At 60.4% G+C, this 13,347-nt stretch carries 14 protein-coding genes and 1 pseudogene; 9 read left to right on the top strand and 6 right to left on the bottom strand.

Annotated features, from left to right (window positions below):
• Both ABRP84_RS03925 and ABRP84_RS03920 read left to right on the top strand, forming a co-directional pair.
• Positions 1-1,377: PTS fructose transporter subunit IIC (locus ABRP84_RS03925; protein WP_349852785.1), on the top strand; the 1,377-nt coding region annotated here is incomplete at its 5' end.
• 55 nt (positions 1,378-1,432) lie between these two features.
• Complete coding sequence (locus tag ABRP84_RS03920) at positions 1,433-1,705, top strand: HPr family phosphocarrier protein (RefSeq protein ID WP_005278890.1); 273 nt, start codon at positions 1,433-1,435, stop codon at positions 1,703-1,705.
• Positions 1,706-1,926: 221 nt separating this feature from the next.
• On the opposite strand, the gene ABRP84_RS03915 is transcribed toward ABRP84_RS03920, so the two are convergent.
• Both ABRP84_RS03915 and ABRP84_RS03910 read right to left on the bottom strand, forming a co-directional pair.
• A complete protein-coding gene (locus ABRP84_RS03915; protein WP_349852784.1) occupies positions 1,927-2,958 on the bottom strand; it encodes an HNH endonuclease signature motif containing protein in 1,032 nt (343 codons plus the stop codon).
• Positions 2,959-3,084: 126 nt separating this feature from the next.
• A pseudogene (locus ABRP84_RS03910) lies at positions 3,085-3,492 on the bottom strand (solute carrier family 23 protein); the annotation flags it as partial.
• A 222-nt stretch (positions 3,493-3,714) separates the two neighbouring features.
• On the opposite strand from ABRP84_RS03910, the gene ABRP84_RS03905 reads away from it, so the two are divergent.
• The 4 genes from ABRP84_RS03905 (at position 3,715) to ABRP84_RS03890 (ending at position 6,318) form a co-directional block, all read left to right on the top strand.
• On the top strand, positions 3,715-3,987 hold the full coding sequence (locus tag ABRP84_RS03905) for a hypothetical protein (protein ID WP_023022726.1): 273 nt from the start codon (positions 3,715-3,717) through the stop codon (positions 3,985-3,987).
• A gap of 127 nt (positions 3,988-4,114) precedes the next feature.
• Entirely contained in the window at positions 4,115-4,495 is a 381-nt protein-coding gene (locus ABRP84_RS11265) for a hypothetical protein (RefSeq protein ID WP_023022728.1), read from the top strand.
• Between the two features lie 1,065 nt (positions 4,496-5,560).
• Positions 5,561-5,995 carry a hypothetical protein gene (locus ABRP84_RS03895; protein WP_349852783.1) on the top strand — a complete coding sequence of 145 codons (435 nt, stop codon included), beginning with the start codon at positions 5,561-5,563 and terminating at the stop codon, positions 5,993-5,995.
• 35 nt (positions 5,996-6,030) lie between these two features.
• The gene (locus ABRP84_RS03890; RefSeq protein ID WP_156904618.1) at positions 6,031-6,318 is read left to right on the top strand and encodes a hypothetical protein; all 288 of its coding nucleotides are present in this window, start codon (positions 6,031-6,033) and stop codon (positions 6,316-6,318) included.
• Between the two features lie 436 nt (positions 6,319-6,754).
• Here the strand turns inward: ABRP84_RS03890 and ABRP84_RS03885 are convergent, their stop codons facing one another.
• Positions 6,755-7,330, bottom strand: coding sequence for a hypothetical protein (locus ABRP84_RS03885; protein ID WP_349852782.1), 576 nt, complete (start codon positions 7,328-7,330; stop codon positions 6,755-6,757).
• A gap of 114 nt (positions 7,331-7,444) precedes the next feature.
• On the opposite strand from ABRP84_RS03885, the gene ABRP84_RS03880 reads away from it, so the two are divergent.
• Positions 7,445-8,689, top strand: a complete 1,245-nt coding sequence (locus ABRP84_RS03880; protein ID WP_349852781.1) for an IS256 family transposase — start codon at positions 7,445-7,447, stop codon at positions 8,687-8,689.
• Positions 8,690-8,699: 10 nt separating this feature from the next.
• Here ABRP84_RS03880 and ABRP84_RS03875 read toward each other — a convergent pair whose 3' ends face one another.
• The 3 genes from ABRP84_RS03875 to hflX form a co-directional block, all read right to left on the bottom strand.
• Positions 8,700-8,957, bottom strand: coding sequence for a hypothetical protein (locus ABRP84_RS03875; RefSeq protein WP_349852780.1), 258 nt, complete (start codon positions 8,955-8,957; stop codon positions 8,700-8,702).
• A gap of 126 nt (positions 8,958-9,083) precedes the next feature.
• Positions 9,084-10,364, bottom strand: a complete 1,281-nt coding sequence (locus tag ABRP84_RS03870) for a uracil-xanthine permease family protein (RefSeq protein ID WP_349852779.1) — start codon at positions 10,362-10,364, stop codon at positions 9,084-9,086.
• 32 nt (positions 10,365-10,396) lie between these two features.
• Entirely contained in the window at positions 10,397-11,905 is a 1,509-nt protein-coding gene (gene hflX / locus ABRP84_RS03865; protein WP_023022772.1) for a GTPase HflX, read from the bottom strand.
• Between the two features lie 75 nt (positions 11,906-11,980).
• Here hflX and ABRP84_RS03860 point away from each other — a divergent pair, with 75 nt between their 5' ends.
• On the top strand, positions 11,981-12,784 hold the full coding sequence (locus ABRP84_RS03860; RefSeq protein WP_349852778.1) for a hypothetical protein: 804 nt from the start codon (positions 11,981-11,983) through the stop codon (positions 12,782-12,784).
• Between the two features lie 11 nt (positions 12,785-12,795).
• Entirely contained in the window at positions 12,796-13,344 is a 549-nt protein-coding gene (locus tag ABRP84_RS03855; RefSeq protein WP_349852777.1) for a hypothetical protein, read from the top strand.
• Positions 13,345-13,347 lie beyond the last annotated feature (3 nt).

Raw genomic sequence — 13,347 nt, 5'->3', positions numbered from 1 at the left:
GTCATCTTTGCCACGGACGTTGGCGTGCGCGACCGCGAGCGCTTCGCGGGCAAACCCGTCATCGAATCCGGCGTCAAGCGGGCCATCAACGAGCCCGGCAAGATGCTCGACGAGGCCATCGCGGCGGCGAAGAACCCAAATGCCCGAAAGGTCTCTGGCACCGCCTCTTCCTCCTCCGCCGAAGAAGAAGGTAAGTCGCTGGGTTGGGGCAAGCGCATCCAGCAGGCGATTATGACCGGTGTGTCCTACATGGTGCCGTTCGTTGCCGCCGGCGGCCTTCTCTTGGCCCTCGGATTCCTCTTCGGCGGCGCCGATATGGCCAATGGCTGGCAGGCGCTTTCCACGGATTACTCCCTATCCAACCTGCCGGGCAATGACATCATCGTCGACGGTGAGACGATGTCGTTCGAGCATTCCGGCTACTCGCTTTATATAGGCGCGGTGCTTTTTGCCATCGGCCAGGCCGCAATGGGCTTTATTGTCGCCGCACTTTCTGGCTATATCGCCTACGCCCTGGCCGGGCGCCCTGGTATTGCGCCGGGCTTTGTCGGCGGTGCTATCGCTGTGACCCTCGACGCGGGCTTCATCGGTGGCCTGGTCACCGGTTTGTTGGCCGGCTTCATCGCCCTCTGGATTGGCAATTGGAAGGTCCCGCGCTGGCTCGGTTCCCTCATGCCGGTGGTCATCATTCCGCTTTTGACCTCCCTCGTCGTTGGCCTGTCGATGTACCTGCTCTTGGGCGCCCCACTGGCCGCGCTGATGGAGGGCCTGCAAGATTGGCTGTCTTCCATGTCTGGGTCTTCTACCGTAGTGCTCGGCATCATCTTAGGCCTGATGATGTGCGTCGACCTGGGCGGCCCAGTCAACAAGGCCGCATACCTCTTTGCCACCGCGGGGTTGTCCACCGGCGACGCAGCCTCCATGCAAATCATGGCCGCTGTCATGGCCGCCGGCATGGTGCCGCCCATCGCACTGTCCTTGGCAACCTTCATTCGCAAGTCGCTATTTACCCCTGCCGAGCAGGAAAACGGTAAGTCCGCCTGGTTGCTCGGCCTATCCTTCGTCTCCGAAGGCGCCATCCCCTTCGCCGCGGCCGATCCGTTCCGCGTCATCCCTTCCATGATGGCTGGTGGCGCCGTGACGGGTGCTATTTCCATGGCGCTGTCGGTCGAGTCGCGCGCCCCGCACGGTGGTGTCTTCGTCGCCTTCGCCATCGATCCGTTCTGGGCCTACCTAGTCGCAATCCTCGCCGGCGTGGCGGTATCCACCGTCGCGGTCTTGGCCATGAAGCAATTCTGGCCCAATAAGACCGTCCAGCAAGCTGCGCAAAAGGCTGCTCCAGAGACCAAAACCGGTTCCCAGAACGTGGCGGCATAAACCAAACGCTCGTACACTGGATCACGATAAATTAACTACAGAAAGGATAATTTCCATGGCTTCCAAGACTGTAAAGGTGGGCTCCTCTGTAGGACTGCACGCACGTCCTGCCTCCATCATCGCTGACGCCGCTGGCGAATACGACGAGGACATCTTCCTGAGCCTCGTTGGTGAAGAAGATGACGATAACGAGACCGACGCCGCTTCTTCCCTGATGATCATGGCCCTCGGTGCCGAGCAGGGCGACGAGGTCACCGTTACCTCTGATAACGAAGAAGCCGTTGAGAAGATCGCCGGCCTCATCGAGCAGGATCTCGACGCTTCCTAAACGCTGCTGCTCAAAACTAGCGTTTAAGCACGACTCGTACGCTCCTCGCCTTGACAGCGGGGAGCTTTTGCGATCCATAGGCGGGTTTCCCAGTGCCCATTGCGCCGGCTATTCAGCTCGCTCGCGTGGCGCATAAGCGCGGTCCCTAGGATTTTGACCCTGAACCTGTGGATCCGTGCGGGGTGCGGATCTTTTTGTGCTAATCCTCTTGTCCCGGATTCTTAGGATGGCGGCCTGTCGTTTTCGTTCGGGCTGCCGGGGTTCGTGGCCCACGGCGGAAGCCAGCGGACCTTTCCTTGTATTCGGGCCAATCGCCCGCGCCGCGGCGGGGCCTGCGGGTCATCATCGTTGACGCCGTTATGGTACGGGCAACAAGTAGCGAGGTTAGCGGCATTAGTATTGCCACCGTGCTGCCAGCTTTCTAGGTGGTGGATCTGGCACTCATCGGCAGGATAATTGCACTTTTCCCAGGGGCATACCGGATTGACGGCGGCTGCCATCAAGCGCTGCTTCGCATTGGCAAACCGGGACGTGCGGTACAAGTTGACCGGCCCTTCAACGGGATGCACAAGCGTGATGTATCCGTGATCGCTTAAGACGCGGCTCGCGAGGTCGGCACCGCTGATGCGCGAGCCATTGGTAAGCTGCAGGGTTATTTCCTCGCCATCGCCATCAACGATGCGGTCGAGCTCGTCCAAGGTGATGACCACCTGCGTGGTCGCAGTGGTGCGCGCCCCAGACTTCCCGCCGAAGAAGATGGACTTGACCGATTCCAATGGGCGCTCGTTATCGAGGGCAGAGTGCATATCGGCGACGTCGGCGGATTCCCCGGTGATGGTCAACGACCACGGGCCGCGCGGCCGGCCGGTGATCCGCACGCCTTTCTTGGGAGTGCGGGGCGGCTGTAGCTCCCGCAAGAGGTCGCGCGCCCGCTTACGCAAGGCAGTGGCGCTTCCGCGGAACTCACATAACTCGGAGCGTATGGCCCAAGCATCGCGTTGGGTGCGAGCGCGCAGCGCGAACTTTTCGATGAGGCTGAGCACGTCGAGCGGGTGCGTCGTCGAGCGCGCCGTGCGTTGCTTGGCGCTAAAGGCACAGCGGCCAAAATAGACATCGCAAAGATGCACCACCTCGCGCGCGGCGATGTCGCTGGCGCCGCGCTGCACCAAGTCGCGCTCGCTTAAGCCCCGGGCGGCGGCGATGATATCCATACCTTGGCCCAGCGCGGTTAAATAACGGTCGAGTGCGTTCATGCCGCCTAGTACAACGCACAATCCGGCGCAACGGCGACCGCACGCACGAAGGCCTGTGGATTACGCTGCGAACCTTACCGCCACGGCGCTATTTCGCGGCGGGGTCAACAAAGTTATCCACAGATTTTAGTATTTAGCGTCGTGGCCTTCGCCCACGGTTTCGTACAGCCGCCGCATGATGGGATACGCAATGATGATGCCGACAGAGCCCCAGGCGATGCCCTCCAGGCTCACCCCTCCCACGGTCAGGGTCAGGTTGCCGATGCCCGCGATCAAGGCCACCGCGGCCGCCGTCAGGTTCACCGGGTTATTGAAGTTGACCTCATTATCGATCCAAATGCGCACGCCCAACATGCCGATAAGACCGTAAAGCACGAGGGTGGCCCCGCCGAGCACGCCGGTGGGAATGGAGAAAATCAGCGCACCGAACTTCGGGACGAAGGCCAGCAGGATGGCGGTGAAGGCGGCGACCCAATACGCGGCGATGGAATAGACGCGCGTGGCGGCCATAACGCCGATATTCTCTGCAAACGTTGCAACCCGATTCCACTACCAGTGGTTTCACAGTTCCGCAGGTCAGAACCGTCCGAGCATTCAGGTTATTCCGGCCATTCCAGGGGTTCCGGCGTGGCTTGCGGGATTTTTGCGGGATCCTGAGGGTGTCCCCCCGCTACCCGCGTTGTGTTCTGCCTTGCGAGCTGGGCGGCTTAGGATACTTTCGTACCCCCTGTGACACGAGATACTGGGAGTTGAATTATGGCTGAGCAGCATAAACCGCCAACCTGGAAAACCGTCCTGGCCTGGGCCTCCATCATCCTCGGGGTGCTGTTGGTGCTCGGAGGTCTCCTCAGCATCGGGAAGGGCGGTGTTGGAACCTTCATCGGTGCGGTCATCATGGGGGTCGCGATCATCTTGCCTGGCGGCTGGTGGATGTACTGTGAGAAGCACGACAGGGACGCTCTGCGGAAGCCGCGAAGGGGGTTGAGAATTACACGTTCTTGTCCGAAGCGGATCGTACCTGCTTGGTAAGCCGCCCGCCGCTGAGAAGGTCAACCGGCGGTGGCCTGTCATTGCCATCGGGTCCATCGTGGGGCTGGTTGTGGGGTCTGCGATTGTCCCGGCGACAGAGAGCGACGTACCCGAGAAGGAGCCTGTGGTGGAGACTCCTACGGCGATGCAGACCTGCGTTGTGGAGGTGACCTCAGAGGGGGCTGTGACCGCAGAGGTCACCCTGACCGAGGTGGTCACCCAGGAGGAGGAGCCAGAGCAGGTTGAGGAGCCGGTGGAAACCGCTGTCGAGGAGAGCAACGACACAGCTGCGGGGGACGTGGAGGAGGCTAACGCTCCGGCCCCTGTGGCGGATCCTGCTCCCGCCTATGAAGCTCCTGTCGCCCCGCCCCTGCAGCATCCACCTACTACAAGAACTGCGCAGCCGTGCGTGCTGCCGGTGCTGCTCCGCTCTACACAGACAGCTCCGGTAACAGCCGCGATCTCGACAAAGACGGCGACGGCGTGGCCTGCGAGTAGCCCCACCTAGAAAGGAACCCATCATGCAGTGCACCACTATCCGGCCCCTGGGCGTCTTGATCCCCGCTGCCCTGCTCCTGTCCGCGTGCAGCAGCGCTAATGAGGCCAAGGAGGACATCACCACGACTGCGGAAGCCGCTCCTTCCACCGAGGTGGCTGCGTCCTCGGACCCCACACTGGACACCATCAATGAAGGAGAGCCTTTCACCATCACCTGCGATGGTGATCGGACCTGCGACATTGACGTCACTATCAGCAACGTGGCTCTACATGACCAGTGTCCCCGAGTCGCCAGCTACGTAGACGCCCCACCGAGGAGCAGACCTATCTCACCTTTGACGCGGAGATCGCCGTCAATGAGTACTCCTGGTCGGATAACTTCTCCTTCACCACCGGCGACGCGAAAGTGCTCACGAAGGACGGATATTCGGAGCCGCTGGGCATCGCATTCGATTGCGAATCTTTGTCCCCCACAGGGGATAGCCTCACCCGCGTGGGTGAAAACAGCGCACGCAGAACGTCTACGCGGTACCTGCGAACGCGGAAAATCTCACCATCTCACCCCGAGGTGCGACGAAGGCTTGGGTACTGGATCTTCCGGGGGCTCCGGCCCCTGCTCAAGGTGATGACAACACCTCAAAGCTACCCGCGCAACCCGCCCAGCCGGTCGATGACGCCACGGCACCGCCTGCCCCGCCCGTACAGGACACCGGGCAGACCACCTCCCACTGCCTCACCGACCACACCCTTTACCAGCGTGGCACCACGGTATTCACCGACGGCACCACCGGATGGACGAAACAGTGCGCAGCGAAGTTCGACGCCGCCCTGTAGCCCCCTGCAAAACTCCTTACCTGCCCCTGACCTCATGCAAGCCAGGGGCGCTTTCGTACATATCTGACGTGAGGGGAATCTCTTCTTCTCGGTTGTGAAACCTGCGGCGCTACCCTACCATGATTGATATCCCAGTCACACTAGTTAAGGAGGGGACATTAGAATCAAAAGACTACTTGCGGTCAGCCTTAGCGCAGCGGTATTCGGCCCACTCACTACGATCCCCGCGCAGGCTGTTGACATGCCAGATCCTGCGGTTTGGGGCGCTTGCCCACAAGACGGAGCAAAAGACATTGGCAAGGTGATCCGCACATGGCACGGTGGCCCCTACGGGCCGCCAGAAAACCAGCTTGGCGCTGGCGACATCACCCTGAAATGCGGAACTGAGAACGTCGGATTCCGCCACATTGTCAACCGCCACGGCCCGCAGTGGCAAACACTCGCCGACATCGAGGGACGTAACTGGCGCGACATCGCAGACATGGCGCTCACCAAGAACATCACTAATCCCGATCAAACTGCCCCGCAAGATGGTGGCAAATGGTGTGTCAGCTCAGAGATCTATCTCGTCAACAAGGACTCTGGAGAAGTCGTCAAGACAAAGCGAACAAGGACGATCCTGACCGACAAGCATGAAGTGCTCACCACTTTTCCGACGGATGACGGGTGCAACTGATGTCACCCCAGGCCAACTCCATCAAGGAGCAACTCGTGGCATACTTTGCTAACCACAAGCGGCTCCATCTTATGGAAGATGACGATGGGTTAAGGGTCAATATAGTCCGAGGTCACGCCAAGAACGTAGTCAGTTCCATTCCGATAGCACTAATCGATTCAGAGTGGATAGACTACTTTGAGAGATGCGCTAGGGATGACAACCATCCAATCTCTCTCATGGCTGTACATCTTGACGAAGCCGTATCCATAGCAGTTGAAGCGAAAATGAGTCCAGCAAAAATAGTGCTAGACGGAACCTTCGCTCCCATACCAAAAGGATAAACCCAGCACAGTGGGACACGGGAACATCACCCGTGGCCCTCCGTGCTATGCTTGGATCCCAATGAGAAAATCCCCGATGGCCTGCGCACCACCGGGAAACAACGGGCCTGTCCCCCACCACGAGGATCAAACACCTCCAAGGAGCATAGCACGGCTATCCAACGCCGCGTCACCAAACCCCGCAAGAAGGCCGACAGCACCTACACCAAAGGCCGCACCCGCTGGGTAGCCCGCTACCGGAACAACATCGACCGGGAGCACTCCAAGACCTTCGACACCGAGAAGCAGGCCAAAGCCTGGCTCCAGGAGCAAGTGCGCGCGCTTCACCGCGAGGAGTGGATCGACCCCAGCCCGCAAGCGCACCGTCCAGCAGATCATGGAAGCCTGGGCTGCCCGGGCCGTGCGCAAGACCCCCGAGACCTCTACCGGATCACCATCAACAACCTTGGCCCTTGGCCTCTACAGGGTGTACCAGCGTGATGTACCCGTGGGAGCTTAGGACCCGGGTGACGAAGTCAGCGCCCCTGATTCGCGAGCCATTGGTGAGCTGCAAGGTTATTTCCTCGCCATCGCCATCGACGATGCGGTCGAGCTCGTCCAAGGTGATGATCACCTGGGTGGTAGCGGTAGTGCGCGCTCCGGACTTCCCGCCGAAGAAGATGGACTTGACCGATTCCAATGGGCGCTCGTTATCGAGGGCAGAGTGCATATCGGCGACGTCGGCGGATTCCCCGGTGATGGTCAACGACCACGGGCCGCGCGGCCGGCCGGTGATCCGCACGCCTTTCTTGGGAGTGCGGGGCGGCTGTAGCTCCCGCAAGAGGTCGCGCGCCCGCTTACGCAAGGCAGTGGCGCTTCCGCGGAACTCACATAACTCGGAGCGTATGGCCCAGGCATCGCGTTGGGTGCGAGCGCGCAGCGCGAACTTTTCGATGAGGCTGAGCACGTCGAGCGGGTGCGTCGTCGAGCGCGCCGTGCGTTGCTTGGCGCTAAAGGCACAGGTTGCGTCCACTAGTGTGGTGTATCTGTAACCCGTGGTAAGCCTCGTGCCGGTGCACAATAAGGCGACCATCACGGGTACCTTTCGAATCAACTTCTACTTATCCTCGAAAGGAATGTAACCGCGATGGCCGCTAACCCCCATCATATCGATCCCACTGCGTATCTGGAAGAATTGCTCACCCAAGCCTTTCCAGACTTGATGCGCCAGATGCTGACAGACTTCATTAACCAGATACTTTCGGCCCAGGCTGACACTGTCTGCGGCGCTGATTACGCCACGGTATCTCCACAACGGACTAATACCCGCAATGGCTACCGCCACCGTCCCTTAGACACCAGGGTAGGAAGCATTGACGTTGCTATCCCGAAGCTACGTCACGGCGCATTCTTTCCCGACTGGCTCTTAGAAAGGCGCACCCGCACCGAAAGAGCCCTGACTACCGTGATAGCCACGTGTTATCTCAAAGGGGTCTCCACTAGACGCATGAATGATTTGGTGGCCACGCTGGGCATTAACAATCTGTCGAAATCACAAGTGTCTGACATGGCCAAAGAACTCGACGAGATGGTCGCTGACTTTAGAACCCGTCCACTGGATTCAGGGCCGTATTACTACCTGTCCTGTGACGCATTGACAATGAAAGTCCGCGAAGGCGGACGTGTCGTTAAAACCAGTGTGCTTATCGCTACCGGCGTTAACAAAGACGGCTACCGTGAACTACTAGGCATGCAGGTCGCAACATCAGAATCCGTGGAATCATGGACCGGATTCTTCCAAGACCTTAAAGCCCGCGGTCTTAGCGAAGTCTATCTCGTCACCAGCGATGCGCACCTAGGAATCCAAGCTGCTGTTGGTCAAGTACTACCTACAGCCAGCTGGCAACGCTGCCGGACACATTTTGCTAAGAACCTGTCCTCAAAAGTGTCAAAACGCCAGTGGACAACACTATCGGGAATGTTTCACTCCATCTTCTGGCAAACCGACGCGCAAGCTACCTGGGACCAAGCCCGCCAGGTCGTAGATTTCTGCACCGAGCGTTTTCCCGACGCAGCCGACTACCTGGAAGAATCATTAGATGAGATACTCGCGTTTACAGCCACGCCCAAAGCTGTATGGACGAAGGTATGGTCCAATAATCCAACAGAGCGTTTGAACCGTGAAATCAGGCGGCGTACCGACGTTGTAGGAATATTTCCCAACCGCGCAGCTGTCATCCGCCTCGTCGGCGCGGTACTAGCTGAACAGCATGACGATTGGATTCAGCAGAAACGTTATATGTCACTAGCAAGCTTGGAACACACCCGACGTCTGATAGCTACCAACACCATCCACACTCACGACGCAGACACCATCGAGGCAGCCTCCTAATGAACCAACATCAACCCCGAGACGGACCCCAACACCGACCCTGACACTGTCCCCCGATCCACCGATTCAGAAAGGACAGATACACCACTCCACCGGACTTGACCAAGGCACAGCGGCCAAAATAGACATCGCAAAGATGCACCACCTCGCGCGCGGCGATGTCGCTGGCGCCGCGCTGCACCAAGTCGCGCTCGCTTAAGCCCCGGGCGGCGGCGATGATATCCATACCTTGGCCCAGCGCGGTTAAATAACGGTCGAGTGCGTTCATGCCGCCTAGTACAACGCACAATCCGGCGCAACGGCGACCGCACGCACGAAGGCCTGTGGATTACGCTGCGAACCTTACCGCCACGGCGCTATTTCGCGGCGGGGTCAACAAAGTTATCCACAGATTTTAGTATTTCGCGTCGTGGCCTTCGCCCACGGTTTCGTACAGCCGCCGCATGATGGGATACGCAATGATGATGCCGACAGAGCCCCAGGCGATGCCCTCCAGGCTCACCCCTCCCACGGTCAGGGTCAGGTTGCCGATGCCCGCGATCAAGGCCACCGCGGCCGCCGTCAGGTTCACCGGGTTATTGAAGTTGACCTCATTATCCATCCAAATGCGCACGCCCAACATGCCGATAAGACCGTAAAGCACGAGGGTGGCCCCGCCGAGCACGCCGGTGGGAATGGAGAAAATCAGCGCACCGAACTTCGGGACGAAGGCCAGCAGGATGGCGGTGAAGGCGGCGACCCAATACGCGGCGGTGGAATAGACGCGCGTGGCGGCCATAACGCCGATATTTTCGGCATAGGTGGTAGTACCGGAGCCGCCGAAGCCGCCGGCGAGGGAGGAGGCGAGGCCATCGGCAATCAGCGCATCGCCGGCAAGATCGTCTAAGTCGCGATTGGTCATCTCGGAGACGGCCTTGACGTGCCCGACGTTTTCCGCAATCAGCACCACGAGCACCGGCAGGGCCACGGCGATGGCCGAAAGATGGAACTCTGGGACGTGGAATTCGGGCAGGCCTACCCACGGGGCTGCATCTATGGCATCCTTGGCGCCCTCGCCCAAGTTGCCGGTCAGGGCGGCGAAAACCCAACCGACGACCACGCCGATAAGGATGGACAGGCGCGAGACCATGCCGCGCCCGGCCACGGTGGCCAGGAGGATAACCAGCAGCGTAATGCCTGCTACCAAGGGCTGGCTGGCGAAGTTTTCGGCCGCATTCGGCGCCAAGTTGAGCCCGATGAGCGCGACGATGGCGCCGGTAACCGCCGGCGGCATCACCGCATCGAGTACCCGCTTGCCGGCAGCCTTGACCACGATTCCGACCGCCACCAGCACCAAACCGGTCACCAAAATGGATCCGGCCTGCGCCGCAATCCCGTATTGCTGCGAGGCGGTCAGCGGGGCGATGAAAGCAAACGACGACCCAAGGTAGGACGGCAGGCGATTGCGCGTAATCAGCAGGAATAGGATGGTGCCGATGCCGGAAAATAGCAGCGTGGTATTGACCGGAAATCCGGTCAGGGTGGGCACCAGCAGCGTGGCACCAAACATCGCCACCACATGCTGCATGCCGATGCCAATGGTTCGGCCCCAACTTAGTCGTTCCTCGGGCGCGACCACGGCGCCTGGCGCAATCTTCTTACCGTCGCCATGGACAGTCCAACCTAGTATGCTCACGAACCACCATTATGGGCTATGGAACACGAATTTTAAGAATCGTCGTCCACGATGAATTCGGCGAGCTCGCGGGCGGTGGTGGCGGGCAGGCGGACATCGACAAGCGTGCCATTTTCGGTATATTCCTCGCTGCGCACGGTGCCCTCGGCGTGCACGCGGGAGACGACATCGCCCCGGGTGAAGGGAACCTGCAGCTTAACGTGGCTATCGCGGGAGTTGAGAAAGAGCTCCACGCGCGCGCTCAGCTCGTCGATGCCCTCCCCCGTGCGCGCCGAAACATAGACGACGTCCTCATGATCCAGGACGTGGCGCAGCTCCGCGAGCACGAGCGGGTCGGCCTGGTCGATCTTATTGATCACGATGATTTCCGGCGGGGCCTGCTCACCAGTCTCGCTGACGATATCGTAGATGACCTTATTGACCGCCTCGATTTGCTTGAGCGGGAACGGGTCCGATCCGTCCACGACATGCAGCATAATGTCGGCGGCGAGCACTTCTTCCAGGGTGGATTTGAAGGCCTCCACCAGCTGGGTGGGCAGGTGGCGAACGAAGCCGACGGTATCGGTAAAGACGACCTGGCGGCCATCGGCAAGCGAGGCGCGCCGCGTGGTGGGATCCAGGGTGGCAAATAGGGCGTCTTCCACAAGCACGCCCGCGTTCGTCATGGCGTTAATGAGCGAGGATTTGCCGGCGTTGGTGTAGCCGGCGATGGCGATCTGGGCAATCGTGGAGGACTGGCGCCTGGAGCGCTTAACCTCGCGGGCGGTTTTCATCCCGCGCAATTCCTTGCGCAGGCGCGCCATCTCGGTGCGGATGCGCCGGCGGTCGGTCTCGATCTTGGTTTCACCGGGACCACGCAGGCCCACGCCGCCATTGGAACCGGCGCGGCCACCAGCCTGGCGCGAAAGGTTGCCGCCCCAACCACGGGTGTGGGTATAGAGGTATTCCAGCTGTGCTAGCGAGACCTGCGCCTTGCCCTCCTTGGACTTTGCGTGCTGGGCAAAGATGTCCAAGATGAGCATGGTGCGGTCGATGACCTTGGTATTTAGCGCGCGCTCGAGCGCCGTGAGCTGGCCGGGATTCAGCTCACCATCGCACACGACGGTATCGGCCCCGGTCGCCTCGACAATATCGTGGAGCTCTTTGACCTTGCCCGAACCGATGAAGGTGCCCGGGTCGGGTTTATCGCGCTTTTGGTAGATCATTTCGACGACGTCGGCGCCGGCGGTCTCGGTTAGGGCGGCCAGCTCGTCCATCGTGGCCTCGACCTCCGCTACGGTGCCTTCGGTCCACACACCCACGAGGATGACGCGCTCGAGGCGCAGTTTTCGGTATTCCACCTCGTAGCCATCGGTGGTGTCCTCGGCGCGGATGGAGGTTTCGCGGGTAACGCGGCGGAAGGCGTTGCGCTCGGCCAAATCTAGATCGCCGCTGGTCGGCGTGGTTTCCTGTGGGGTATCCGCGTGGTCGCGGAAGGCCTGGGCGAGAAGTTCGTCCTTGCTCGCGGAGCTATCAGAATTCTGCGGGGAAAATTTGTTCATATTGCAATCTATTTTGGCACGTTAGGCGGCAAAACGGGAATTGCGGTTTCCGGGCTTACTGGACAAAGCGATACAATGGTGCCTATGGAAACGACGCAGGCTAAGCCAACGACTACTACCCAGAAAAAGAATACCGAAATGCAGGCCATCGGCCTGGATTTCGAACGCTGGCAGGACGCGGTCGAGGCAGCCATCGCCACGGACCGCCTTGCTGTAACCGGTGAGGTGCGCGGCGGCCAGCTCATCCAATACGGCGATCCTTCGGGTGCCCAACTTAATATCTTGGCGGTTGAGCCCTACGCCACCTTTATCGGTTTCGATGCGGTTACGCAGGGTTTTGCCCACGTGGAGATGTTTAATGACGTGCTGGCGATCATGGATATCATCGATCCGTTCGGCACGCCGCTGGCGCAGGTCACGGCGAACCTCGCGCAGGGACCGTTGTTGGCAGAAGAACCGCGGCAGGAATGGCAGCAGGTATCGCTGACCGCCATGGGTCTTGATATCACCACCTACGAGTCCCCGGCCGCATTCGAAGCCGAAACCGGCGAGTACCCCGCCCTTTTTGAATCCGAAGGCGCCCGCGTCATCGCTTCGGGCTCGGGCGCACAGGCCCCCACTCCTGCGGCCACCTTTGCCGCCCGGGTGATGGAAGCCGAATGGCGCACCAATGAACTCACCGGCGAAAAGTTCGCGCACCTCGTCATGGACGGGCTATTCCCCTTCGATCTCTGCCTGCCAGCGGACCGTGGCGAATTGCCGGCCAAGGATACCGTGATTTCCGGTACGGCCCTGCTCACCGCCGCTATTGACATGCCGTCCGGCGGCTGCGGTGATGGCGGATGCGGATCCGGCGGTTGCGGCTGCGGTGGGCACTAAATTTTTAGGCCATGGCATTCCATAACGATCCGCAAAACCGGAGGACACTTGTCTTTATCCTCTTGGTCCTTTGCGCGATCGCGATTGTTGCCACGTTAAAACTGCCCGGCCTCATCATCGCCGCCATGCTGGTGGGCGCAGGGTGGTTTATGCTGCGCACGCGCCCCGATACCGCGGAACGAAGGGCCTTGCGCAGTTCTATTTCCCTCTCGGCGGACGATATCCAGGACGTCATCGCCGAATTCGAGGAATTCGAAACCTCTACAGAGGCGGAGCCACTGGCGGATCGCACGCTGTATCGGCCGGCACTGCTCGACCTCGACTGCTCCCACCCCGCCATCGATGCGTTCCACTACGAATTAGCCGGGGCGCGCCGCTTCCTCCGCCGCCTCAATGTCAGAATCCACGCCCACGGCATGCGCACGCAGGACTTAGAAGCCCTCCTCCGCGTCACCGATGAACGTGCCCGCGAGCTGAAAGAATCCTGGCTGGCGGCCCGCCGCGCGGCCTTCCAGCTCGGCCCGGATTACCGCACGCGACAGATCGACGACGGAAACTAACGC

Source organism: Corynebacterium sp. KPL2861, assembly GCF_040225475.1.
GTDB lineage: Bacteria > Actinomycetota > Actinomycetes > Mycobacteriales > Mycobacteriaceae > Corynebacterium.
This window is presented reverse-complemented; position numbering and strand designations above follow the sequence as displayed.